21 protein-coding genes are annotated in these 24,983 nt (G+C 65.4%); 2 read left to right on the top strand and 19 right to left on the bottom strand.

Annotated elements, in window-relative coordinates:
• The first annotated feature begins 36 nt into the window (after nucleotides 1–36).
• Nucleotides 37–2,508 carry an FAD-dependent oxidoreductase gene (locus tag EOINJALH_RS05835; RefSeq protein WP_234413680.1) on the top strand — a complete coding sequence of 824 codons (2,472 nt, stop codon included), beginning with the start codon at nucleotides 37–39 and terminating at the stop codon, nucleotides 2,506–2,508.
• Nucleotides 2,509–2,512: 4 nt separating this feature from the next.
• Here the strand turns inward: EOINJALH_RS05835 and EOINJALH_RS05830 are convergent, their stop codons facing one another.
• From EOINJALH_RS05830 to EOINJALH_RS05815, 4 genes are read right to left on the bottom strand one after another with little or no spacing between them, the layout of a single operon-like run.
• On the bottom strand, nucleotides 2,513–4,003 hold the full coding sequence (locus EOINJALH_RS05830) for a proline/glycine betaine ABC transporter permease (protein WP_088279380.1): 1,491 nt from the start codon (nucleotides 4,001–4,003) through the stop codon (nucleotides 2,513–2,515).
• The gene (locus EOINJALH_RS05825; protein ID WP_088279379.1) at nucleotides 3,993–5,063 is read right to left on the bottom strand and encodes a glycine betaine/L-proline ABC transporter ATP-binding protein; all 1,071 of its coding nucleotides are present in this window, start codon (nucleotides 5,061–5,063) and stop codon (nucleotides 3,993–3,995) included. Before EOINJALH_RS05825 ends, EOINJALH_RS05830 begins: the two co-directional genes overlap by 11 nt.
• Nucleotides 5,060–6,088 carry a glycine betaine ABC transporter substrate-binding protein gene (locus tag EOINJALH_RS05820; protein WP_199873170.1) on the bottom strand — a complete coding sequence of 343 codons (1,029 nt, stop codon included), beginning with the start codon at nucleotides 6,086–6,088 and terminating at the stop codon, nucleotides 5,060–5,062. The genes EOINJALH_RS05825 and EOINJALH_RS05820 overlap by 4 nt, the downstream gene beginning before the upstream one ends.
• The gene (locus EOINJALH_RS05815; RefSeq protein WP_158219666.1) at nucleotides 6,060–8,339 is read right to left on the bottom strand and encodes a DUF1989 domain-containing protein; all 2,280 of its coding nucleotides are present in this window, start codon (nucleotides 8,337–8,339) and stop codon (nucleotides 6,060–6,062) included. The genes EOINJALH_RS05820 and EOINJALH_RS05815 overlap by 29 nt, the downstream gene beginning before the upstream one ends.
• Before the next feature lie 123 nt (nucleotides 8,340–8,462).
• Here EOINJALH_RS05815 and EOINJALH_RS31070 point away from each other — a divergent pair, with 123 nt between their 5' ends.
• Nucleotides 8,463–9,647, top strand: a complete 1,185-nt coding sequence (locus tag EOINJALH_RS31070; RefSeq protein ID WP_158219665.1) for a substrate-binding domain-containing protein — start codon at nucleotides 8,463–8,465, stop codon at nucleotides 9,645–9,647.
• Between the two features lie 44 nt (nucleotides 9,648–9,691).
• On the opposite strand, the gene EOINJALH_RS05800 is transcribed toward EOINJALH_RS31070, so the two are convergent.
• From EOINJALH_RS05800 to EOINJALH_RS05735, 15 genes are all read right to left on the bottom strand, one after another.
• Complete coding sequence (locus EOINJALH_RS05800) at nucleotides 9,692–10,012, bottom strand: putative quinol monooxygenase (RefSeq protein WP_088279375.1); 321 nt, start codon at nucleotides 10,010–10,012, stop codon at nucleotides 9,692–9,694.
• A gap of 17 nt (nucleotides 10,013–10,029) precedes the next feature.
• Nucleotides 10,030–11,319 carry a TRAP transporter large permease gene (locus tag EOINJALH_RS05795; protein WP_088279374.1) on the bottom strand — a complete coding sequence of 430 codons (1,290 nt, stop codon included), beginning with the start codon at nucleotides 11,317–11,319 and terminating at the stop codon, nucleotides 10,030–10,032.
• 4 nt (nucleotides 11,320–11,323) lie between these two features.
• Nucleotides 11,324–11,749 (bottom strand): TRAP transporter small permease, encoded by a 426-nt coding sequence (locus EOINJALH_RS05790; RefSeq protein WP_144289879.1) that lies wholly within the window; start codon nucleotides 11,747–11,749, stop codon nucleotides 11,324–11,326.
• A gap of 106 nt (nucleotides 11,750–11,855) precedes the next feature.
• The gene (locus EOINJALH_RS05785; protein WP_088279372.1) at nucleotides 11,856–12,851 is read right to left on the bottom strand and encodes a TRAP transporter substrate-binding protein; all 996 of its coding nucleotides are present in this window, start codon (nucleotides 12,849–12,851) and stop codon (nucleotides 11,856–11,858) included.
• Nucleotides 12,852–12,868: 17 nt separating this feature from the next.
• Entirely contained in the window at nucleotides 12,869–13,918 is a 1,050-nt protein-coding gene (locus tag EOINJALH_RS05780; RefSeq protein ID WP_088279371.1) for a Gfo/Idh/MocA family protein, read from the bottom strand.
• On the bottom strand, nucleotides 13,915–15,000 hold the full coding sequence (locus EOINJALH_RS05775; protein ID WP_088279370.1) for an isocitrate/isopropylmalate dehydrogenase family protein: 1,086 nt from the start codon (nucleotides 14,998–15,000) through the stop codon (nucleotides 13,915–13,917). Before EOINJALH_RS05775 ends, EOINJALH_RS05780 begins: the two co-directional genes overlap by 4 nt.
• 8 nt (nucleotides 15,001–15,008) lie before the next feature.
• The gene (locus EOINJALH_RS05770; RefSeq protein ID WP_088279369.1) at nucleotides 15,009–15,686 is read right to left on the bottom strand and encodes a GntR family transcriptional regulator; all 678 of its coding nucleotides are present in this window, start codon (nucleotides 15,684–15,686) and stop codon (nucleotides 15,009–15,011) included.
• A complete protein-coding gene (locus EOINJALH_RS05765) occupies nucleotides 15,683–16,657 on the bottom strand; it encodes an SMP-30/gluconolactonase/LRE family protein (protein ID WP_088279368.1) in 975 nt (324 codons plus the stop codon). Before EOINJALH_RS05765 ends, EOINJALH_RS05770 begins: the two co-directional genes overlap by 4 nt.
• Nucleotides 16,658–17,784: 1,127 nt before the next feature.
• On the bottom strand, nucleotides 17,785–18,339 hold the full coding sequence (locus EOINJALH_RS31065; RefSeq protein WP_144289878.1) for an AAA family ATPase: 555 nt from the start codon (nucleotides 18,337–18,339) through the stop codon (nucleotides 17,785–17,787).
• 47 nt (nucleotides 18,340–18,386) lie between these two features.
• Nucleotides 18,387–19,022 carry a DUF7002 family protein gene (locus tag EOINJALH_RS05760; protein WP_404872738.1) on the bottom strand — a complete coding sequence of 212 codons (636 nt, stop codon included), beginning with the start codon at nucleotides 19,020–19,022 and terminating at the stop codon, nucleotides 18,387–18,389.
• A 50-nt stretch (nucleotides 19,023–19,072) separates the two neighbouring features.
• A complete protein-coding gene (locus EOINJALH_RS05755; RefSeq protein ID WP_088279366.1) occupies nucleotides 19,073–20,686 on the bottom strand; it encodes an adenylosuccinate synthetase in 1,614 nt (537 codons plus the stop codon).
• Nucleotides 20,687–20,718: 32 nt separating this feature from the next.
• Nucleotides 20,719–22,026, bottom strand: coding sequence for an ImmA/IrrE family metallo-endopeptidase (locus EOINJALH_RS05750; protein WP_088279365.1), 1,308 nt, complete (start codon nucleotides 22,024–22,026; stop codon nucleotides 20,719–20,721).
• Nucleotides 22,027–22,289: 263 nt separating this feature from the next.
• A complete protein-coding gene (locus EOINJALH_RS05745) occupies nucleotides 22,290–22,799 on the bottom strand; it encodes an NUDIX hydrolase (RefSeq protein ID WP_158219664.1) in 510 nt (169 codons plus the stop codon).
• Nucleotides 22,800–22,966: 167 nt separating this feature from the next.
• The gene (locus tag EOINJALH_RS31060; RefSeq protein WP_144289877.1) at nucleotides 22,967–24,022 is read right to left on the bottom strand and encodes a hypothetical protein; all 1,056 of its coding nucleotides are present in this window, start codon (nucleotides 24,020–24,022) and stop codon (nucleotides 22,967–22,969) included.
• Between the two features lie 430 nt (nucleotides 24,023–24,452).
• A complete protein-coding gene (locus EOINJALH_RS05735) occupies nucleotides 24,453–24,746 on the bottom strand; it encodes a helix-turn-helix transcriptional regulator (RefSeq protein ID WP_088279362.1) in 294 nt (97 codons plus the stop codon).
• Nucleotides 24,747–24,983 lie beyond the last annotated feature (237 nt).

Raw genomic sequence — 24,983 nt, 5'->3', positions numbered from 1 at the left:
GAGCCGCATAAGCTGCATCCCGCGCCAACCCAGCGAATGAAGACCGCCGCCATGAACGACATCCCCAGCCGTGCCGACGTCGTCATCATCGGCGGCGGCATCATCGGTGCCTCGATCGCCTACCACCTGACGAAGATCGGCATCACGCACGTGGTGCTGTTGGAACGCCGGCAACTCACCTGCGGCACGACCTGGCATGCCGCCGGCCTGGTGCCGCAGTTGCGCGCCACGCGCACGCTCACCGAGCTGGCCAAGTACACCAGCGAGCTGCTGCATCTGCTGGAGGCCGAAACTGGCCAAGCCACGGGCTTCAAGCAGAACGGCTCGGTCGCGGTGGCGCTGTCGCAAGCGCGGCTGGAAGAGTTCAAGCGCACCGGCGCGATGGGCCGCGCCTTCGGCGTGCATGTCGACTTTCTGAGCCCGGCCGAGGTGCTCGAAAAGTACCCCTTGCTCGACGGCAAGGGCGTGGTCGGTGGCTTGTGGACACCCAACGACGGCCAGACCAATCCGATCGACACCACGCAGGCCTACGCCAAAGGCGCCAAACAACGCGGTGCCAAGATCTTCGAGAACACGCTGGTCACGGACATCGTGGTCGAGAACGGTCGCGCCGTCGGCGTTCAGTTCGAACGCGGCACAGACCATGGTGAGTTGCGGGCGCCGACCGTCGTGCTCGCCTGCGGCATGTGGAGCGCCGAGATCGGCCGCAAGCTCGGCATCCGCCTGGCACTGCAGGCCGCCGAGCACTTCTACATCGTCACCGAACCGATGGCCAGGGTGCCGAAGAACCTGCCGGTGCTGCGGGTGCCCGACGAGTGCGCCTACTACAAGGAAGACGCCGGCAAGCTGCTGCTCGGCGCCTTCGAGCGGGTGGCCAAGCCGTGGGCGCTGGACGGCATTCCCAAAGACTTCTTCTTCGACGAATTGCCGCAGGATTTCGACCACTTCGAGCCGATACTTTCTGCAGCCATGGAGCGCGTGCCGGTGTTGCAGACCACCGGCATCGCCACCTGGTTCAACGGGCCGGAGAGCTTCACGCCCGATGACCGCTACCTGCTCGGCGAAACAGCCGAGGTGCGCGACCTGTTCGTCGCCTGCGGCTTCAACTCGATCGGCATCCAAAGCTCCGGCGGCGCCGGCAAGGTGCTGGCCGAGTGGATCCGCGACCGGCACGCCCCGATCGATCTGCCAGGCATGGACGTGCGGCGCATGCATCCCTGCCAGGGCACGAAGGCCTACCTGGCCGACCGCACCACCGAGTCGCTCGGTTTGTTGTATCAGATGCACTGGCCGTTTCGGCAAGTGGAGAGTGCGCGCGGCGCACGGCGCACCGCGTTTCACGATCGGCTGGTGGCGATGGGCGCCTGCATGGGCGAGCTCAGCGGCTGGGAGCGGGCCAACTGGTATGCGCAGCCGGGCTCGGCGCCGAAGTACGAATACAGCTTCGGCCGACAGAACTGGTTCAAGCACACGGCCGACGAATGCGCGGCGGTGATGAACCGGGTGGCACTGTTCGATCAGTCGTCGATGGCGAAGTTCATCGTGCAGGGGCGCGATGCCTGCAAGGTGCTGAACCGCCTGTGCACGGCCGACGTGGACGTGGGCCCGGGCCGCGTCGTCTACACCCAATGGCTGAACGAACGCGGCGGCATCGAGTCCGATCTGACGGTGACGCGACTGGCGGAGGACCGCTACATGGTTGTCACCGCGGTGTCGTCACACATCCGAGACCTGGCCTACCTGCGCGAACACGTTGGGGATGCCTTCTGCACGGTCACGGATGTCACCTCCGGCACCCCGATGCTGGGCCTGATGGGCCCGAACTCTCGCGCCCTGCTGCAAGAGCTGACCGGTGCTGACCTGAGCAATGAGGCCTTCAAGTTTGCACGTTCTGCCGAACTCGAAATCGGCTACGCCATCGTTCGCGCGCAGCGCATCACCTACGTGGGCGAGCTCGGCTGGGAGCTGTACATCCCGGCCGAGTTTGCACTGCACGTCTTCGAACGCGTGATCGACGCCGGTGCCAAGTACGGCCTGAAGCTCGCCGGCTTCCATGCAATGAATGCGTGCCGCACCGAGAAGTCGTACCTGCACTGGGGCCACGACGTCGGCATCGAAGACACACCGATCGAAGCCGGCGTGGAGTTCACCTGCGCTCACGGCAAGGCCGGTGGCTACATCGGCCGCGACGCGGTGTTGCGGCAAAAGGAACTGGGCGCGCCGCACAAGCGCCTGCTGCAGTTCAAGCTGGCCGACGCGAACGAACTGGTGTACCACGAGGAGCCGATCTTCGCGGACGGCAAGCCGGTTGGCGTGATCACCAGCGGCATGTACGGGCACCGCGTGCAGGCCTCGCTCGGCATGGGCTACGCCAAGCTGCCGCAGCCGGTCACCGCCGAGGTGGTGGCTGGCACGCGCTGGGAGATCGGCGTCGGCGACCGGCGCGTGCCGGCGGTGGCCCAGCTCCGCGCCTGGTACGACCCGAAGAACGAGCGCATTCGCGCCTGACCGGCTACTTCCTGCGCTGACCTTGCACGATCCGATCGAGGATCAGCGCGCAGCACAGGATCGCCAGTCCGGCCAGGATGCCCTGCCCTTCCGACGCGTACTGCAGCGCTTCGAGCACGTCTTCGCCCAGTCCCTTGGCACCGATCAGTGACGCCACGACGACCATCGCCAGGCACAGCAGGATGGTCTGGTTGACACCCGCCATGATCGTCGGCGCCGCCAACGGCAGTTCCACCTTGAAGAGCATGTAGCGCGGTGACGCGCCAAAGGCCAGCGCCGCTTCGCGCACGGCTTCGGGCACCTGCTGCAGGCCGAGCACCGTCATGCGCACCACCGGCGGCGAACCAAAGATCAAGGTCGCCATGATCGCAGCGGGTTTGCCGGCACCGAAGAAGGCGACGACAGGAATCAGGTACACGAACGACGGCATCGACTGCATGAAGTCGAGGATCGGCCGCACGGCGGCAAACACACGCGGCCGCCGCGCGCAATAGATGCCGAGCGGGATACCGAGCGCGATGGCCACCATTGCCGCTGCGCCGAGCAGCGAAATCGTCGTCATCGCCTTTTGCCAGAAACCGAACAGGCCCAGATAGGCCAGCGCAGCCACCGAGAAGATGGCCACCCGCGCGCCGCCCGTCAACCAGGCCAGCAGCGCGACGACGGCGATGACCACCGGCCACGGCGTGCCGACGAAGATGGTTTCCAAGCCGTCGAGCAACGTGCGCACGGCGGTGGTGATGCCACCGAAGAAGCCTTCGCCGACGCGCTTGGCCCATTCGAACCAGGCCTTGATGCCGTCGCCCATGCCGACGCGTATGCCGCGATCGGTCGGGAAGTCGGCCAGCCACACCCACAGGTCAGGTCGCGCAAAGCGCAAACCGGTCAAGCCGACGACGCCGATCAACAGCGCCGCACCAAGCAGCGTGCGCAGTGCCGACAGGCCGTGCGGCAGCGACGGATCGGAGCGCCAGGCGATGAAGCGGCGCTCCAAGGCGCTGTTGGCCACAACCGCCTGGAGCACGCGGCAGGCCAGCAGCATCACCAGACCCAGCACGACCAGCGTCAGGCCGCTTTGGCTCGCTGCCTCGGCTTGGCGCAGTGCATCGGCATGAGCCCCTTCCAGAGACGCTGCGGCACGGCGCAGTGCATCCAGCGACGGCGAGTTGCTGGCAATCGCTTCTTCGATTTGCTGGCGGCGACTTCCCAGCGTGCGCAGGATGCTTTCTGCCCGCTCGCGTTGTTCGCGCCCGCGGTCACCGAACACGCCGATTGCGACCTGCACGAGTGCAAAACCTTCGAGCAGCAAAAAGGTGAGAAACCATCCCCACAAGCCGCGCGCGGCAAACCACGCCGGACCGACCAGCGCGACCACCGGGTTGAAGCTCGCTCGCCAGCCCGGCGCCTGACCCAGCCGCTCGAACTGGCGGGTGTAGTAGGCCGCGCCCGGGCCGGCGAAGCGGCTGATCAGCGCATCGGTCGATTCAGTGGCCATGCGTGCGCGTATGGCCCTGAGTCGCCCGCAAGAGATCCACGCGCTCGAGCACGCCGAGCGCGGCCCCGTCGTGGCCGACCACGACCAGCGCCTGGTCGTGGCGAACGGCGCACTCGATCAGCGTGTCGAGGTCGTCGTCGACCTTCACGCGCGGCGAGTTCGCCAGCAACGCAGCGGCCGCTTCCGGGTCTGTCGGCAGCGGCCGCATGATCGACGCCGCGCGCACCAGCTTCAGCCGCGAGATGCCGGCCACGAACTCGGCCACGTAGTCGTCGGCCGGCGCCAGCACGATCTCTTCGGGGCGGCCGATCTGAACGATGCGGCCATCTTTCATGATCGCGATGCGGTGGCCGATGCGGATGGCTTCGTCCAGATCATGCGTGATGAAGATCGTCGTCTTCTTCATCACCTTGGACAGCGCCATGAACTGGTCTTGCAGCTGTCGGCGGATCAAGGGGTCGAGGGCCGAGAACGGCTCGTCCATCAGCAGGATCTGCGGGTCGGCGGCGATGGCACGGGCCAGGCCCACGCGCTGCTGCATGCCGCCGGACAGTTCGTGGGCGTAGCGGTCTTCCCAGCCGTTCAGCTCGACAAGCCGGATCACACGCTCGGCTTCTTCCCAGCGTTGCTGCTTCGGTGCGCCGCGGATCTCCAGCGGCATCGCCACGTTGTCGCGCACCGTGCGGTGCGGCAGCAGGCCGAAGTTCTGGAACACCATCGCCACCTGGCGGTTGCGAAACTCGCGCAGCGCCACCTCGTCCATCGACATCACATCGGTGTCGCCGATGCGGATGCGGCCGGCGGTGGGTTCCAGCAGACGGTTGAAGTGCCGCACGAGCGTCGACTTGCCCGAGCCCGACAGCCCCATGACACAGAAGATCTCGCCCCTCGCGACGGTGAAGCTGGCATCGGCCACGCCGACCACGCAGCCGAACTGCTCGCGCACCTCGCGCTTGCCCAGACGCTGCGCCTGGATCGCGGCCAGCGCCTCGGCAGCGCGCGTGCCGAAGATCTTCCAGACGCCGCTGACCTCGATCGCCGTGTCGGCGGCAGGGTTCACAGTCCGAGCCAGCTGTCCACGATCTTCGGGTTCGCCGAGATCCAGGCCTTCACGACATCGGCCGGCTCCTTCTTCTCGACGATCACCTGGCGTGTCCACTCGCTGACCATCGCGGTGTCGAGCTTGATGTTGGAGAGGAACTTCGCGGCCTGTGAATTGCGCCGCTCGAGCGACCGGGAGTAAGCCACATGCACCGATTTCGGCGCGTCGCCGACGGTGATCTTGCTCTTGGCCATCCAGTCGGCGTCTTCGTTCGGTTGCACCATCTTGTACTTGGCGGCGTTGAATGCCGGCTCCTCGAGCATCGTCACGTCGAATTGCTTGTGCACGTAGTGCGGCGTGTAGCAGTAGAAGGCGACCCCCTTCCTTTTGCCGATCTGCGCAGCCAGCTTCGAGAAGAACACCGCTTCGTCTTCGCGCGTCGGCGCGAGGAAGTCGCCGATACCGTAGTCGCGCACCTTCACCTGGTGGATCGCGGTCGACGCCCAGCCGGCGGCGCCGACCCAGATCTCGCCCTTGCCATCGCCATCGGCGTCGAACAGCTTCTGCGCATCGGGCGTGGCCAGGTCGTAGACCGACTTGATCTTGTGATCCTTGACCATGTAGGTTGGCACACAAAATCCAGCGCGGCCTTCGTAGGCGCCTTTGCTCAGGCCCACGGACTTGCTGCCGTCGACGTACTTGTCGGTCAGGCTCTTCTGATTCGGCAGCCAGACATCGGGGTGCACGTCGATGTCGCCCTTGCCGCCGTCCATGGCGGCAAAGATCACCGGGTTGGTGCCGGGCACGATCGCCGCCTGGCCGCCCAGGCGGGTGGTGATCACGGTCTGGATCAGGTTGGCAATGATCTTGGCGCCTGGCCAGCTCGGCTCGCCGATCATCACCTTGTCTTGCGCTATGGCGGAGCCACCCCCGGCCAACGATGCCGCCGCGATCAGCAGCAGGGAGTAGATCGATTTCTTCATGGGTTGGCTCCGTGAGGTTGAACGATGAACATCAGGCGCGAGCGCGTGTGCGCTGCGCATCAACAAAGGGATGAGCGGCCGTGGTGCCGGGCAGGCGTTTCATCTGCCCGTCGAGGCGGCCGACTTCGAGGGAATGCCCCGGTGCGGCCCACTCGACGGCCACACGCGCGAGCGCGATCGCGCAGCCGAGTGCAGGCGAGCGCACCGCACTCGTCACCACGCCGACGCGCTCGCGGCCGAGAAAAACACCGTCGCCATGCGAAGGCACTTCGTTGCCCTGCAACACCAGACCGGTGAGCACACGCCGTGGCGCCGCTTGGATGCGCTGCAGCGCGGCGCGGCCGATGAACTCGGGCTTGTTCAAGTCGACCGCGAAACCGAGGCCGGCCTCGTAGGCGTCGATGTCGCCGCCGAACTCGCTCCCGCGTTCGGCCAGGCCCGCCTCGACGCGCAGGATGCCGAGCGCTTCACTGCCCATCGGCACCAGGCCGAATGGGGCGCCGGCCTGTATCAGCGCGTCCCAGATCGCCAACGCGTCGGCGTGGTCGCAGAAGATCTCATAACCCAGCTCGCCCGTGTAGCCGCTGCGCGTCAGCATGAAGGACGGGCCATCGCGGTCGTGCAAACGCGCGATCGTGAAGCCGAACCACTTCAGGCTTTCCAGCGCCGGCACGAGCGGCTGTGTGAACACCACGGCAGCCAGCAGTTCGCGGCTGCAGGGTCCTTGCAGCGCCAGGTTGGGCATCGCCCGTTCGTGCGACCGCACCTGCACCGCCAGGCCGCGTTCGCGGGCGATCTGCCGCAGGTGCAAGGCGCTGTGTTCCGAACTCGGGCACCAGCGGAACACGTCGGGCGCCAGCCGCCACAGCGTGCCATCGTCGATCACGGCACCGGACTCGCTGCACACGAGCGTGTAGCTGCCGCGGTGCACCGCCAGGCGGCGCACGTCCCGTGTGGTGCAAAGCTCGAGCAGGCGCTCGGCGTCGGGGCCCATGACGTCGAACTTGCGCAGTGACGACAGGTCCTGCAGCGTCACCGCCTCGCGGCAGGCGCGGTACTCTTCCAGCGCACGGGTGCCTTCGTAGCTGGTTGGCAGCCACAGGTCGCGCGCAGCGGCATAGCCGCGCGTCAACGCGCTGGTGCGCGGGTGGAAAGCGCTGTGCTCGGTCATGGTGGCGGGCTCGTCCGCAGCCTGGCGGTAGGCCAGCGCCACCGGCACCGGTTGATGGGGCGGGTAGATGCGCACATGAATGTCGGTGGGGTTCCAGGCGTTGATCGAATCGATGTCGTCGGGGCACGCGGTGGTGACGCAGATCAGGTCTGTCAGCGCCCGCATGACGACGTAGTCGCCCGGGCGCGACCAGGCCTCGTCGCTGCGCAGGCGGTTGTCACCGGGCAGGATCCACGAATTGAAGAACAGGTTGATCGCGGGCCAGGCGCGCCGGCCGGTGATGCCGAACGGCGCATAGGCCGCCGAGATGTTGTCGGAGCAGTTGATGTGGCCCGGAAAGCCGCGCTCTTCGTAGCCGCGCGCGGTGCAGGCCAGCGCGAAAGTGTCGTGGCGGCCGACGGTGTCCTGCACCACGGCCAGCAGCGGCTGCATGTCCTGGTCGAAGAACTTGTCGTACAGGCCCGGCCCCGGGTAAGCGCCGCCGACGAGGGTGCGCGTGACGGTCGAGTCGATGCAGCGCTCGACGCCGCGCTCCAGCGCATCGACTCGAAAGGCCATGAAATCCGAACACTGCTGGCCTTGCACGTCGATGATCTGGATGCACTCGCCGGCGTGTACCCGGTAGGCGCGGGCCGACGATGCAGCGACTCGGAACTCATCTCGCACGGGCCCGAAGGGGGGTGGCAGCGGGTTGGCTTCGTGCGGCTCGCGCGGCGTCACGGCAATCGACACCGCGCCGCCCGCGCCTTCGGGGCTGGCCGCATGGCCCGCGGGCAGCACGCACCAGACGGTGCCAGGCTGCGTGGCTTCGAGCGTGCGCGCCGGTTCGTCGCCGCCCAGCACGGTGGCCGAGAGCTCCCGCTCGTCGCCCAGCCAGGAGCGCAGCGCGGTCGATTCAAAGCGGCGAAGGTCTGCGCGCGCGGTTGCAACGCCTTGCAGGGGGCGCAGCAGCACCGTGGGACGGCGCTGCGCATCGAAGCTCAGCAACCAGAGCGTGGCTCCGCCTTCTTCGTCGCGCCAGCTCAGCTGGTCACCGGCCTCGAGGTCCAGCCGCAGCGCCCGACCGGTGGCGAGACGGTGCGACACGCCCGGCGCTGCAAAGCCGACATAGCGCACGGTCGCGGCTGGCACGGCAGTCATGGTCGGTGTCTGTGGCGCAAGGCGGGGCAGCATGGCATTCACAGGCTAATGAAACCGGTTACATTCGTCAAGCCCGGTCAGACCCTTCTCTCGGATAATCGCCGCACCGGCCCAGCGCGCACCATGACATCGCCCCAACAACCCGCGCGTACCAATGCCCAGCGCAGCGCACTGGCCAGCGGCGCCAAGAGCGCCGACCGCCGGGGCGTGCGCGGGATCGCGACGATGACGGGCCTGTCAGTGGCCACCGTGTCGCGGGTGATCAACGGCGCGGCGAGCGTCGCGCCGGACACGCGCCAGATCGTCCTGGACGCGATCGCACGCGCCGGCTTCGAGCCGAACCCCGCAGCCCGCGCACTGTCGACGCGGCGCAGCCGCGTGATCGGCGCACTCGTGCCGACGCTGTCCCATTCGATCTTCTCGACTTTCCTGAACGGGATCGAGCGCGAGCTGGCGCTGCATGGCTACACCTTGGTTGTCGCCACCACTGACTACCAGCCGGCGCAGGAGCTGGCGCGAGCACGCGACCTGCTCGGCATGGGCGCCGAGGCGTTGATCGTCTCGGGCGCGGTACGTGACGCGGCGCTCGAAAAGCTGATCGCCGCGCGCGATCTCCCGGTGGTCGCGACGAGCATCTACGCGCCGCGCAGCCGGTTGCCGACCATCGGCTACGACAACAGGGCGCTGGGGCAGGCCGCGTTGCGCTACCTCCACCAGCTCGGGCACCGCCAGATCACCGTGCTGCACGGTCCGACGGCCAACAACGACCGCACCCGGCTGCGCCTGGCTGGCGTGCGCGCCGCAGCCTCGGGCGCCACGGCGCTGAACCTGATCGAGACTTCGCTCGACGCAGAAGGCGGCGCCTCGGCCGCGCGCGCCGCGCTGGCTGCGCAGCCCCGTTGCACCGCGCTGCTCTGCCTGTCCGACGTGCTGGCACTGGGGGCCTTGTTCGAGGCGCGCCGCGCCGGCGTCTCGGTGCCGGCGGCGTTGTCGATCATGGGCTTCGACGATCTCGACTGGGCCGCCGTGTGCGACCCGCCGCTGACGACACTTCGCTTGCCGACGGCGGCGATGGGCGAACGCGCTGCGCGGGCGCTTGTCGAGCGACTGGAGCTGGGAATCGAAATCACGTCGCACCGGCTCGACGCTGACATCGTTGTGCGCGCCTCAACCGCGCCACCACAGGGCTCGGATCAATCGTTCACTCGGGCCGCAGCACGAGACGGCCTTCGACAACGCCCAGGCGTCGCCAAGTCCGGCGCGCGCGCTACCGTGAAGACGCCCGGCAAACTGAACGGCGAGCTGTAGTCGGAATCGACTTGCTCGGTGTCGTTGATGGCCATCGTGGGCGCTCAGGCAGCGGGTTTGCCGACGGCGCCGGGCGGCAACGGCATGCGCCGGTAGCGCCACACCTGCTTGCTGGCCACCCAGCCCGCGGTTTGCGTGTTCATCTGCAGGAAGTGCGGCGACTGCAAATGGGCCTGCACGGCGGCCTCGTCGTCGTACAGCTCGTACAGGAAGAAGCAGCCCTCATCGGCCGGGTCGCGGCAGACATCGAACTGCCGGCAGCCGTGCTCGCTCTCCAGCGAGGCGCGGGCATTGTCGGCAATGGCCTGCGCGAACGCCGCCACCCGGGGCGGGTGGATGTGGAACTCGACGACGAGGACTTCCATGCAGCGACTCCTGGCGCTCAGAACGACGCGATCAGCCGCGGCAGCCACAACGACAGCTGCGGCAGGTAGGTCACCAGCATCACCACCGTGAAGGTGGCCGCCATCAAGGGCCACAGATAGCGCGTGATCTCGCCGATGCCCACCTTGGCCAGGCGCGCCGCCACGAACAGCGTGCCGCCCACCGGCGGGGTGTACAGCGCGATGGCCAGGTTGGCGGTCATCATCACGCCCACATGCACCATGTCCAGCTGGAAGTGCTTGGCCAGCGGCAGGAACAGCGGCGCACTCAACAGCATGGCCGGCAAGGGCTCGATGAAGATGCCCAGCAGCAGCAGGCACACGTTGAAGAGCAGCAGGAACATCCAGGGCTCGGTGGCCACCACCTGGATCCAGTCGGCCATCTGCACCGCCACCTGCTCCACCGTGATCAGCCAGGCCATCGCGCCCGTGGCGCCGATGACCAGCATCACCGTGGCGCTGGTGACGAAGGCGTTCAACAGCAACTGTGGAATGCGGCGCCAGGACAGGTCGCCGTAGTAGAACAGCGACACCGCGAGGCCGTAGACCACCGCGATGGCCGCCGACTCGCTGGGCGTGAACAGGCCGCTCCAGATGCCGCCGATGATGATGACGGGCATCAGCAGTGCCGGCCCTGCGGCCTGCGTGGCGGCCCAGATCTGCGCCGGCGTGCTGCGGCTCTCGCCGTTGTCGCAGCCGCTGCGCTTGCCGTGCCACATGCACACCGCGATCAGTGCCAGGGCCGACAGCAGCGCCGGCACCAGGCCGGCCATGGACAGCGTGCGCATCGACACGCCCGAGATGAAGGCATATACCAGGAATGGAATGGACAACGGCATCAGCAGCGCGATGGTGCCGGCCACGGCCAGCAGCGCCGCCGCGAAGCCGCGCGAGTAGCCGCGAGCCACCATGGCCGGGATCACCAGCGAACCGATGGCCGCCGTGTCGGCAATGGCCGACCCGCTGACGCCGCCGAACAGCGTGCAGCTGATGACCGTGACCACGCCCAGCCCGCCAGGCAGCCAGCCGAACAGCACGCGCGCGAACTCCACGATGCGCTTGCCCACGCCGCCCTGCGCCAGCAGCTCGCCCGCGAAGATGAACATCGGCACCGCCAGCAGGATGAAGGGCTCCACGCCGCCGATGAAGCTGAGGAAGATGGTCTCCAGCGGATGACCCAGCCCCTGGAACCAGATGATGCCCACCGTGGTGACGAGGATGGCGAACAGCAGTGGCACGCCCGCCAGGGCGACCACGAAGAACACGCCGAACAGCGTCAGGGCCAGCATGGCATCACTCCACCGCGAGGTAGCGCACTTCGCGCGGCACCCCGGCCATCACCTGCCACAGGTCGAAGCCCACGAAGAGGGTCATCAGCGTGCAGCCCACCGCCATGCCCATGTACTGGATGGCCATGGGCCAGGCCAGCACCGTGAGCTGGTTGTCCCAGTTGCCGCCCACCAGCGACCAGCCGTACCACGTCAGCACGCCCAGCATGCCCAGGCACAGCGCCTGCACCGCGGCATCGGCCCAGCGGCGCCGCGGCGGCGCGAGCTTGTCGATGAACTCGGTGATGGTCATGTGCAGCCCGCGCTGCGCCGCGCACGCGCCGCCCAGGAAGGTGACCCACACCATCAGCAACTCGCCCAGCTCGGTGACCCAGGCCAGGTCCTTGCCCACCAGGTGCAGGCAGACGTTGAAGAAGACCAGAACGATCATCAAGGCGCCAATGCCGATGACCGCCCAGTCCACCAACCGGCCCACCAGACGAATCGGCAAAGGAGCCGGCGCCACGGCCGACAGCAAGGGAGCCTGCACAGCGGCCTCACTTCACCCTGGCGCGCACGGCCTCGGCGTCCTTCAGGAACGCGTCGACATCGGCGCCGTACTTCTCGCGCGCCTTGGCGTACACCGGCTGCACCGCCGTGCGGAAGGCCGCCACGTTGGGCTTGGCGTTGATCCTGGCGCCCTTGGCGGCCATCTCCTTGAGCTGGTTGTCGTCGTTGCCGGCGATCATGTTGCGGCTGAACTTGGCGGCCACCTGGGCAGCCTCGGTCACGGCCTTCTGGTCGGCGGGCGACAGCTTCTGCCAGGTCTTCTCGCTGATGGCCAGCGGCAGCGGGCTGTACACGTGGTTGGTCAGCGTGACATTGGGCGCGACCTCGTAGAACTTGTTCGAGAAGATGGTGTCGACCGGGTTTTCCTGCCCGCTGACCGCACCCTGCTGGATGGCCAGGTAGACCTCGGGCAGCGGCATGATCTGGATGTTGAAGCCCATGGCTTCCAGGGTCCAGCGCATCATCTCGTTGGGGAAGGTGCGCAGCTTCTTGCCCTTGGCATCGTCCGGCGAGTTCAGCGGGTCCTTGGTGGTCATGCTGCGGAAGCCCGCCTCCCAGGTGGACAGGAAGCGGAAGCCCTTGGCCGGTGCCTTGGCAAACTGCTCCTGCAGCCACTTGCTCTCGTCGTAGAGCTTCCAGCCCTGCGCGTAGCTCTCCACCAGGAACGGCATCATCGTCAGGTTCAGGCTCGGCACGTGCGGCGCATAGCTGCCGGTGGCGGAGACCGTGAAGTCGATGCCGCCGAGTGCCAGCTGCTCGATGTTCTTGGGGTCGTTGCCGAGCTGGCTGCAGCAGAACACCTGCACCTTGTAGCGGCCCTGGGTCAGTTCCTCGACCTTCCTGGCGAAGATCTGCGCGGCAGCCTGGCGCGCGCCGGCCTGCTGGTCGGTGTGGCTGAATTTGAGCATCGTCTGCGCGCTGGCGGGCAGGGTAATGGCGGCAAGGGCCGCCGCGGCGATGGCGGCGAGGGCAGTCTTGAACATGGTGGTCTCCTTCTTGTTCAGGGTGCAGGGGTGTCGGGGTCGAAGTTGTCCATCACCACGCGGCGGCCCGCGGCGTGTGAGTGGTAGATGGCCGCTTGCACCTCCAGGTTGGTCAGGTAGCCCGCGGCGTCGTTCTCCAGCGGCGTGCCGTGCGCCAGGTGCGACAGCACGTGGGCCTGCAGCGAGGTGCAGGCGCCGCCGAAGGCGCCTGCGCCGCCGAACTCGTACAGGTGCTCGGCCTCGGGGCCGCCGTGCGGCTTGAACCACAGCCGCGCGTCGCCGTCCAGGCGCAGCACACCGGCCTCGCCTTCCAGCCACATCTCGCCCATGGTGCGGCGCGTGTTCTGCGCCACGTGGTCGTTCAGGCGGTTGCCGTCGAAGAGGCCGGTGCGGTCGTCGTCGAACTCGAAGTGGATGACGCCGGCGTCCTCGCCCGCGATCACTGGGTTCAGCCGGCGCAGCCGGGCCGTGACGGCGCGCACCTCGCCCATCACGTAGCGGAAGGTGTCGATGAAGTGGACCGCGGTCTCGCGCACCAGCAGCTGCGGCATCGTCTGGAAGTAGGGCTGGCGGTCCAGGTAGGCGCGCGGCCCCTGGCCGTCGCCCGGGCGCAGCCGGAAGCTGATGCCGTGCACGCGACCGAAGTGGCCGCGGTCGATCAGCCGGCGGCACTCGCGGAACCAGGGCGTGAAACGGAAGTTCTCGTGCACCACCAGTGGCGTGCGCTGCTGCGCGGCGAGCGCCACCAGTTCGCGCGCCTGGCGCAGGTCGCGACCGAAGGGCTTCTGGCAGATCACCGGGATGCCGCGTGCGAGCACGGCGGACACCACCGCGTGCTGGGCGTGCGGGGGCAGCACCACGTCCACCAGCGTCGGCCGCACGTCGTCGAGCAGCGTCCGCAGGTCGGTGAAGGTGCGGTCGATGCCGAAGCGATTCGCCTGCGCTGCAAGCGGGCCCGGCGCTATGTCGCACAGCGCCACCGCCGGCGCACCGCAAGCCTGCCAGCCTTCCAGGTGGAAGGCCGCAAAGTAGCCAGCGCCGACGACGGCGATGCGGGGCGGTGTCACAGCCGCTCCAGCACCGCGCGCACGATGTCGGCGGTGTTGCTGGGGCCGCCGAAGTCGCGCGGGCGCACGGCGCCGCTCACGAAGGCGGCTTCGAGCGCGGCCTCGATGGCGCGCGCGCCGTCGGCCAGCGCGGGGTCCGCGTGGCGCACGGCCAGCCAGTCCAGCATCATGGCCGCCGACAGCAGCATGGCGCTGGGGTTGGCGATGCCCTGGCCGGCGATGTCGGGCGCGGTGCCATGCGCGGGCTGGAACACGGCGTGGTGCTGGCCGATGTCGGCCGAGGGCGCCATGCCCATGCCGCCCACCAACGCGGCGATCAGGTCCGACAGGATGTCGCCGAACATGTTCTCGGTGACCAGCACGTCGCAGGTCCACGGCTTCATCACCAGGTTCAGCGCCATCGCGTCGACGTAGGCATGGTCGGTGGTGATGTCAGCGTAGGCCTGCGCGCGCTCGTTGAACACCTGGCGCCAGAAGGCCATGGACGCGAAGACGTTGGCCTTGTCGACGTTGGTGACGTGGCCGCGCTTGCCCTGCGCCTTGCGCTGGCGCGCCAGTTCGAAGGCGAAGTCGCACACGCGGGCCGTGCCGGCGTGGGTGATCTTCATGGTGTCGTAGACGCACGCGTCCGCGCCCTGCCCCTCGCTGCGGCCGCGCCCGCGCGCGTAAAACAAGCCCTCGGTGCTCTCGCGCACCAGCACCAGGTCGATGTGCGCGGCCCTTGGGTCCGACAGCGGCACCGGCAGCCCGGGCCAGGTGCGGATGGGCCGCACGCCGGCGTACAGGTCCAGCGCGAAGCGGATGTCGAGCTGCGGGATGATCTCGGTGCCGTCGGCGCCGCGCACGTGCGGCAGGCCCATGGCACCGAACAGGATGGCGTCGGCGCGGCGGCAGGCGTCCAGCGTGGCGACGGGCAGGCTCTCGCCGGTGTTGACGTAGTGCTGCGCGCCGGCCGCGTGCTCGGTGCACACGAACTGGCGGTTCAGGCGCGGGCCGAGGGCCTGCAGCAGAGCCAGCGCGGCGTGCGTCACCTCGACGCCGATGCCGTCGCCGGGCAGGACTGCGATGTCGTAACGTGTCATGGGGATGCTCACATCTGGGCCAACTTGAAGCGCTCGAACAACGCCAGCAACTCGGCAGCGGCGCGTTCGCGGTGGGCGCGGTTGACGCGGCTGGCGCCGTCGACGTCGCCGGCGCGCAGCCGTTCGACCAGTTGCATGTGCTCGCGCGTGCTGTTCACGGGCTTGGGGCGCAGGCGCAGCGTGAACATGCGGGCGCGGTGGGCGCGGTCCCAGTGGTTCATCACCGTGGCCTGCAGCAGGCGGTTGCCCGCCAGCTCCAGCAGCTGCGCGTGGAACAGCTCGTCGGCCTTGGCCCAGGCGTCCAGGTCATCCGCGGCCAGGGCGCGGTCCATCGCGTCGGTGGCCTCGACCAGCGGCTTCAGCTCGGCATCGCTGGGCTGGCGGCGCGCCAGGATCTCGGCGGCCATGCACTCCAGCGCGGTCAGGATCTCGTAGATCTCGCGCATGTCCACCGGCGACACCGGCAGCACGCGCATGCCGTGGCGCGGCACCACCTCGACCAGGCCCTCGCTCTGCAGGCGCACCAGCGCTTCGCGCACCGGGGTGCGGCTCATGCCCAGGGCCAGCGCCACCTCCTGCTCCAGCGCACGGTGGCCCGGCGGCCAGACGTTGTCCAGGATGCGGCGGCGGATCTGCTCGTAGGCTGCGTCGACGAGCGAAGCCGTGGGTTGGCTGTTTGCGGTCATGCGTAGTTCCAGTGCATTGGGGCGACACCGGCCACCGGCATCGTGAGGGTGGCGAGACGGTCGCCCAGCAAGCAGCCCAGCACGGCGGTGCGGCGCTCGGGCCCGGTGAACGCGATGCTCGAGATGTTGCGCAGCACCTCGCTGCGGATGCCGTCCAGGTGCGGGCGGTCCATGGTGCCGGTGTCGAAGGCTGTCTCGACCCAGGCAAGGTGCGCCGCATCGGCGTCCTGCAGCCACAGGGTCTGGGTGCCGTCAGGCGCCACGCGGATCAGCCGGTTGCTGACGATGCTGACGACCCAGGCACCGCCGTCCACGTCGAAGGCCAGGCCGTCGGGGAAGGTGCCGGGACCGAACTCGGCGACCACCTGCTGGTCGCCCAGGCGCCCGTCGGTGTGCAGTGGGAAGCGAGAGAGGCGGCGCGCGAAGGTCTCGTTCACATAAAGCCATGCACCGCTGGGGTGGACCGCCACCTCGTTGGTGTAGCCCAGGCCGTCGGCCACGATGCGTGCGCCACGACCGTCGACGCAGACGATGAAGCCGTCACCACCCTCGCGCCGATAGCCCCGTGCGCGCGGCGTGCGCCGCGTGCTGACGGTCACCCAGGTGCGGCCGTCGGCATCGGGAAGCACGAAGTTGGTGGGCGGCAAGGGCCGACCTTGCACCTGCAGCAGCCAGGGCGTGACCGTGCCGTCGCGGGCCAGGCGGTAGACGCCGCCATCGTCGGCGCCCAGCTGCGCCAGCAGGAAGCTGCCGTCGGGCAGCAGCGCGATGCCGTTGGGGCGCAGCGGCAGACCGTCGGGTCGCGCGGCGGCGTACAGCACCTGCGTGCCGTCGGGCCGCAGGTGGACCACGCCGCCCCGCCAGTCGGCGGTGTACAGATCGCCGACCGCAGTGGCCAGTACGCACTCCGGCCGCTGCAGGTCGTGGCCGCGCCAACCCAGCTCAGTGAGGGGGACGCGTGGAAGGGGCATTGCCGAATTCATTAACGCATACGTTATTGCATGCGCCACAAGATGGCCTCCAGGTTTACCCTTAGTCCATGCGGCCTCGGGGACGCGAAGGAGAGGCCGCGGCCCCCGAAAGGCACCCGGCATCGGGGCTGGCTGCGCGAACTCTGGGGCCGATGGCGCCGTGGCTCAGCTCGTCCGCTAGAGCGGCAGCCGGATCACCGTGCCTACATGCCGCTGATCGGCGCCGCCGCATCGCTTGCCGTGTAGCCGAGCGCGCGCAACACGTCCGGCGTGAACGTCAGGCGGCCGGGAACACATGCCGAACTCGCACGCGATGAAGCGCGCCTGTTCCGCACCAGAGGCGGTTTCGGTGTTGAGAGTGGAACAGGCCGCATGCTGTGCACCAGGCTGCAGGGCGTGTTCTTCTCCGCACGGTGTCGCTCAGGGTGGACCCGCGCGAGGCTCCCGAAGTGGTGAGCCCGCACGGTCCAAGCCGCGCACTTGGTTTCGGTCACCCGGAGCGTCGGCTGCCTCTGTGCAACCGCAGCCACGGGACATCCATCGCGGGCCAACGTGCATAGGCGACCGGCTGCTGCGTGGCTTCGAGTTCCACGCCTCGCAGGTCTCTTCTGGGCGGGCCACGCGACGGATCAGTCAAAGAACCACGGCTGCGGTGCCGCAGCAATTGCATTCGGCCGACGCCCCAATCCCTTGCCAGCAGCGCCCGGCCGGAACCGGTGGCTCAGCAGTGCGGGTCAGGCCCCGACTCGCCCGCACCTCACCTCACTTGGCCTTGGCCGCACCGAACGTCGTCCGATTCGATCCCAGGCCCTCCCACGCGATCCCTCGCGCGGTGGACCCCCCAGTGGACCCACGGGGACAGAAAAGACAAACGGGTCAGCCCCTTGTGAGAGCTGACCCGTTGTTTTTTACTGGTGCGGCTGGCAGGAATCGAACCCACGACCCCTTGGTTCGTAGTTTCCCGCCTCCGCGTAAGTGTTTGATTTCGTTGAACTTTCATCGCCGCCCGGTCAACTGTTCTGTACTGTCCAGCTCGTTCACGGAGGGTCAATTCCCCCAAAAGTCACCCAGGCCTACAGCCGCGTCCTCGCCCTCAGAGGCTCGCGCAGCCGCTTCGTGGAATCAGTCTACGGCTTGCCGATGCTCGCAAGCACCTCGCTAAGGCCCGTACTGTTAGTCGTCTCCACCACGACGTCAGCCACAGCGACGAGAGCCCGCGACGCAACTTCATTGGGATGCGCAATCGCAACGTCATATGGCGTACCTCCCTCGTACTCCGAACCGGCTGCTAGACGCGCCTCATAGCGGGCACGAAGAACGCGTTCCGGTGCGGTCAGGTGTACGTGGAGTACGTCATTATCAAATCTGCTGCGAAAGTGCTCGATCTGCCGCTGCTTGCGCACACTATCCAGCAACCAGAAATTGTATTCGGGAAAACCTTTAATCTGAGGTATGGCTACATCATCAATGAGCCACGAGTAGTCCGTTCTTTGATCCAGGTCGTCACCGATTTGCTGAAGGACGGTGCGGCAAACCTCAAGCCCAGCTGACCTGGCCAGTTCCTGAAGGAACCTTCCAGACCGAATCGCCCGGAAATCATGCCCATCAACCAGCAGCTTGCCCAGCGTTGACTTGCCAACCGCAATAGGGCCGCTGAGCAATAGGATTACGCGTTTGTCCATTCTGATCCTTCTCCACCTAAGGGGCAGGTTCCCGCATCTGGTTACCGCTACCTGTGTGGGACGAACCCCAGGACTTCTCTCCCTTTCATGCGTCTTATCTCAATAACATGCTGCGCAATATCGCGTACCTGATAGTCGACAACCAACTCCACTACTTCCTTGGCGGGAGATCCGTTGGCTTTGGTCGGATATTGCTCAATTCGCTGGAACGCACTGAGATCGCGCTTATGCGGTACTGGAAACGTGTTTCCGGAGTTCATGTGACACAGCCAGATCTCTCTCTCATGGGCGGCGACAAACGACGCTGTGTCGATGACTAGTACGTCGTGCTCTAACGCGCGATAGGGCCTGGCATTCAGCAATCCGAGCAGGCGTTCCTCCTGAACCCAGAAAAAGACCTTATTATTTATGGTCTCGTACCATTGCTTTGGCGTCACACCGTTGATCAACCCAGTGGCCAGCCGTGAAGTCTCCATGGGCTTCTGATCCCGAAGCACGACTCGCAGATCTTCTCGACCGAGCGTCACCTTCTCAGGTCGATGGGTGCTCTCCAGCGCCAGCCGCTCAGCACCCTCGATGCCGAACAGATCTAGCGTTGCCGTCGTGCTGAACAGCCCTCTGTCACGGATGCTGGGCCAAGTATGGCGTTCGGCCATGTGATAGAGGCGCGGGTACCGCGCCACAAGTGTATCTACTCGCAAACCTCACCCCCCAATACGAATAGCGGCGCTCATCACCACATTCGTCGATCAATGATGTTTCGATCGTTAAATGCCGTCGAGATCATCGATACCGGCACACCGCACACTTTTTCGACCTCTTCAATGAACCGAAGAGTCGTAGCGTTGAGTTGCTCATACCGGTAGGCCTCTCGGTTTTCGACGCCAAAGTAGTCCGCGAAAGTGAGGAAGATGTCAGTTGGCCCGTTCAGGAGCAGCGACCGGCGGAGTTGCGCCCAGTCGAACTCGGCCACTCTTCTAGGCCGGTTCGACACCGAACCCACCTCGTTCTTCGTAAGCTCTTCTAGCGAAATACCAGAGCGGTCTGCGATATCTTTGAATTGAATCTCCTGGCTCATGAAGCCAGACGTGTTTCCAGTGATCGAGACGCCCACCCGGATCGGGTAGGTCCGACAAACCATTACGACACGTCGAACATGACGTGCCGAAAGTCCAGCCTCGGCCAAGCAAGCGGTTGCCGTGGTTGCACGTGAAGTGACGTGCGGATAATGGCCATGGTGCAAACTCAGCGAGGTGCCCTGCGTTCCCTCGAGCATTATCTTCTTGCCGGTCGACAGGCAACCTGCAAAAAACTCGATTGTGTCCTGGATGTAATGTCTCAGTTCGGGGACGGCGCCGGCTAAGCGGACGTTCTTTGCTGGATCACGATATAGGATCTTCCGCGCCGTTGCCGAACCGATGCCCTGCGCCGTTGAGCCGATCTGTCCCTTGAGATGCTCCTCCTCCCAGGAGATATCGATCGCCTTGTCGATGATCATCGCCTGCGGGTCGATCACCAACTTATCGTACGGTATTGCCAGATCTCCGATCTCTCGGAGCAGTGTGTCCAAACTGATGACGGCGCCTGCGCCGACGACCAAAATTGCGTCTCTATTGCCGAGCGCACCTGAGGGCAACTGTCGGAAAGTGTACGGATCCTCGCCGGGCCGGTAGACCTTGTGTCCAGCGTTTGGCCCACCTACGCGGACTAAGACATCATATTCAGGTGCAAGGTAGTGGGCGATGTTCCCCTTCCCCTCGCTTCCGTACTGTCCGCCGACCAACACATCAATGATGGGGAATGCAGTAACCGGGCGTACCTCAATCCTGGCGACAACACGTGCGAAGACGTCACTCTCACTGCAGCGGTCCGTGTCAATCACAACGTCCGCCAGTCGTTCCAGTACATCGACGTGCTTATCGCCCCAGTCTTCAGCCGGTTCGCCGCTTGTGGACTTGTTCGAGTTTGTCAACCTCGTCGAGAGACGCCTGGCAAGCTCTTCCTGGCTCGCTTTCAGGTGGACATGCGTGACTGACCAGCCGCTTTGCCGTAGGAACCGGACCTGATCAGGCGTGGCAATCGGGTCAACAACGACGAGTGCCGGTGACGCTTCGTTCATGAGCTTCTTGTCGAGTGCTTGTGCCAGCCACCGACCGCCTGTTTCACGATCTAAACGCTCACCCGCGCGACGCATCGCCATCGACGTACGAGTCGTACGAGGCAGCCGATCAATGATCAGGTCTTTCGACCTTACAAGCGTAGCCCCAGCTCGCGCGACCAAGGTCGCTGCGAGAGTCGATTTTCCGGCACAACCTCTCCCTGACAGAACGATTGCTCTTGGCTTCATTCGTTCCTAATTGTTGACCTTGACGCGGCTGACTAAAGCGTCAGCGAATACACCGTCGTTGGGACGCCCTTGTCTACCAACTCATCCGTGATCAACTCTCGGACGACATTCCAACTCGCTCCACCATGTCCCGTACCCACCCGAGGCATATGGACAGTCGCGCCCATTTCGATTGCCTTCGTCCGAAGTTCACCCAGGCACTCGGCGAAAGCAACGTACCGCAGCCTCTGGCTCGCCGACGGTCCAATCCCATTCTGGGCAACCATGTGTGCCACCGTTATGTCATTTCCCACCGGCGTGAAGAAGACCTGACCCAGTTGGGGCGCGCGGTGTTGGGCAGACGTGGCCTCTTTGAATTGTGCCCATGCCTGAGGAATCGCTCGCCTCACAGCCGATGCGAACCCAGCTCCACCCCACGCGCGAGGAGTATTTGGAACAACGTGAGCGATCAGCTTCGGCCCCTTGCCACGAGGGTTAAGTGCGTCGCCGACTACTTCTCCGAGTTCCAGTCCTTTTCGCTTGAGCGGATCGACCGCCAGTAGGAATCCCACCACACGAGGCGTGACGGATCCCGGGTAGGGAGCGAGCCCAACGCACTCGACGCGTACGGCCGACTTGCCCCAGGTCTCGTTGCCGCTCGCGGTATAGCCGATGGCGTTTGAGTCTTCAACAACACTGCCGTCAGGTACTCGCTGACCCGCCGAAACCGGGCTGCTCCAGCCTGTGGCCGGTATCACGTAGTCCACACGGTAATGGCCATCCGCGTGCTTCGATGCACAGAAGGCTGCGCTTTGCGTGCGTGCCAATTTGATGATTCGAATCAAGCAAGCTTCGACAGATACGTCGAATCGCTTGCGCAAGCTCATCACGGCGGAGATCGAAAGCTCAGCGTCCGAAAATTCTGCGAAGCTGCCCAACGGCATCAGAAGCTCGGCAGCGCCGATGTTGCAGAGCACCTCTAGCTGCCAGTTATCAGAGACTAGAGTTGGAACTACACCGCGGTTTCGCACCTCAGCCGCGCAGTCCGGGAAAAGCGAGTGGGCAATTTCGTGTGCGATCGAGAATCTCAGCCGGCCCCTTGGCCGCATCGGGTTGTATTCAAGGACCAGCGTGCCATTTGACATCGGCACCATCCGTGCATCTGGTATGTCGCCTCGCGCTTCGATGGGGATCTTCAGCCACTGCGCAAGCGCAAGCGGATCAAAGGGCGGGCCCTCCCAGCCTCCGTCCATGGCGTTCAGCGCGAGCTCCCGAGCCCTGTCCTCCATGACCTTGACCGGATCATCCTGGCCGGCGAACTCCAGGACCGACACATTGGTCCACTGGAAATTTCTCGTCATTAGCGACCCACGCGCCGGTGCTGCAGAGGAAAGAGCTGGCTAACACAAAACAGCGACCCCGACATCGTTAACCTCACACTGTGCCGCATCAGGTAGAGCCAGAAGTGAGCATGGAAACAGATATCCTCCCTCATCAATACGCCCTTGGTCATCGCGCACTCCGAGAGTAGGCCAGATTCCTAGTGCCAACACGCGTCGAGCACTTATTGTTGGTGGTTACACCCTGCACAGTGTAGCTGAGCTCCCTGCCGGCACCCGAAGTTTCAGCTGCGTTGGAGAGCGTCCCCAAAGATGCCCAGTCTTGACAACTTCTCGTGTAGTGCGCGAACCCTCTCGTCGGGTGAATCTCTCATCTCGCCGACATAGGCCCACCGAACCTCGCTGACCTCGGACAGCTCCGCGACGAGTTGCGCCGTGTCAGGTGCGACGGCCAGGAAGCGGAAGTCGTGATGGACGTGTGGGCCTTCGCCCTTGGCCACATTTGCCGGTATGGGGTGGGTGTCGATGTCGATCGGGAGGTCATGACAGACCGTCCAGGGGTGCCGATCGATGTTGCGCAACCCAGTCTCTTCTGTTGTCTCCCTGACGGCCGACCCCCAAAGAGAATCGGGAGGCTCGTAGTGCCCACCCGGCGGCAGCCACTCATTGAACACCCGATGATGGATCAGTAGGACCCTGTCGAAAGTCGGGCTCAGGACGGTTGCACTCGTTGTCACGTGCCCACGCATGTTCATTCGCACCGCGATGTCGTCGCCCGCCGCGAGCTGGGCCACGAGGGTCTCGTGCCGACCCGTCTCTTCTGGGAAGCGGGAGTGATACCTCTTCAGAACATCGCGCACCTCGGCGCGAGTTCGTGCGGCAACTCTGTGCGGCCCTGGAAGAACACTCATGCAGTCATAGTAGCCTGTCCCAGAGCGATGATCAGGCGCAGCAGCCGCCCTCACGCCCGCGCAGCTTCGGGTGACCCAGCAAGGGTGCTGAGCACCTCCAAAAGCGCACTCAGTTCGCCGAGGTACGAAACGACCCGGGTACGCTCGTCGAGATCCAAGTACTGAGTCGCAAGGCCGACCAGCGCCTCCAGCCTTCCCGTGACATGGGGGTGGCCCGCTGCGGGCGACGCACTCGCAGTCGTGCGCACTTGGCAAAGGTCCGCCAGCAAAAAGAATAGTAGGGCGCCTGCGCCGGCGAACGCACTCCAGTTGCTATGCGCATCCCCGAGATGCCGTGTAATGTTGAGGGCATAAGCATCGCAGGTGTACTCATCCTCCGGGCAAAGACCGGAAGCGCCCGGGTTTTGCTCTTCTAGGAAGCAGTGCCCAACCTCATGGGCAATTGCAAACGACTCCATGGCATAAAGCAACTCGATGCGGTAAGCGTTAGATTCAGGTGTTGGCCACAAGACGCCGAATGAGACCGCGGTGCCGTTGAGCCTGCAGTAGGCAATCAGCTTGCCTGCCTCAAGGAAAATCCGGCGATCTCGAGCGCAACTCTCCAAGAGCCGGTCTGGCGTCATGATTGCGCCCCGGAAATGCTCGTGAAACTGCCGTGCAATTTGCGCCACGATCTTCGACCAGAAATTGCAGAAGGCGAAAGTTCCTGCGCCGGCAAAGATCAGATGTTCACCCGCCGACGGGCGCGAGAGTGGCGTCATACTAATGTCAGTGGAATTTGCGAGCAGGACGGGCCGCTCCGGGCGCAGCCCCAGTCGCTCGGCAGTCGTCAAGACCGCTTCCAGTATCGGTCCGAATATGGCATTTGCCGGACCAGAGTCATATTTTGAGACCGGTTGATGCTGATCGAGCCGCGACTCAATGTTTTCGGCCGCCTCGACCGGAAGGCCTGACGCCTGGGCAATCGCGACTTGTCGTGGTCGATTTGCCTTTACCCATGCCCGATAGATGCTTGGATCGTGCACCGCCTCGCTCCCATCGGTCAGAAGGTGCTCCTGGAGGTGCGCGATATAGCGCTGTAGCTCGGGATCGATAGCAGAAGACATGACCGCTTTAGCGCTGCATCAACACCATAGCGACTTTGCGTCAAGTTGGCAGGTCGGCGCAAGCGCCTGGTCGAACTGGCTGCCTCGAGGACTGTTTTCCCATCCCTGAGTCATCTGTCGCTGTAAAGGCATCTCGTAACTTTCGAGCGAAGCCATCTACTTGTTACCGAACGCAACTAGGAAGGTACCCAATCCGGTCGCCGCCGAACAGAGAACAGCTTGGGCAAGCATCGGGAGCCGCTGATACGACACCACAGCGCAGGCTGATGTTCAGACCACTGGCGTCGATCACAAGCAAAGCCCAGCCAAAGGCGTCGCAGTCCCATGGATCGAAGCCAATCACGTCCTCTGGCGAGCTTGTTCCGATCGGTAGTCAGCGGCTTCATCGCGCGCTCATCGCCATAGGTGCCGGGCAGACTCCATGGGGTGGTCATGCCCGATAAGTCTTGGGCAGCGCGCGTTCTGTCTCCCGCACTAAGTCAGAAGCGCTGACTCCAAGCGCCTTCGCAATCTTGAGCGCCAGTGCCAGTGTTGGCACATGCTCGCCTCGCTCGATTTTGCCCATATGCGACCGCTCGACGCTGGCCATGTGAGCGAGCTCCTCCTGGGCCAACCCGGACTCGACACGGGCGGCCCGGACGGCAGCCCCAAAGGCTACCGCGACCAGGGGATCGCTGGTCGTCGTGCCTTTCGGCCGGCCACGCTTGATCGAAGACTCGCCCATTCATCGAAGCGTCGCCTTGCTAGTTTCTGTAAACCACGTTATCTTTAACTCACGACATAGATTCACAGCACATCCTTCAACCCTTCGCGCGCAGCCCATGTCTGCCCGTCGCCGTTGCGCCTCCTGCGGGTCTCCTTTCAGAGTCCTACCGCAGGTGCCAGACTGTCCGCGCCGACCGAACTTTGACCCACCCTGCCGACTGAACTTTGACCCAGGGCTGGTGGCCGAGATCGCGTG

The organism is Ideonella sp. A 288 (assembly GCF_002198735.1).
Classification (GTDB): Bacteria; Pseudomonadota; Gammaproteobacteria; order Burkholderiales; family Burkholderiaceae_C; genus Pseudaquabacterium.
Note: the sequence above shows the minus strand (reverse complement) of the source record. Positions and strands in the feature narration are given on the sequence as shown.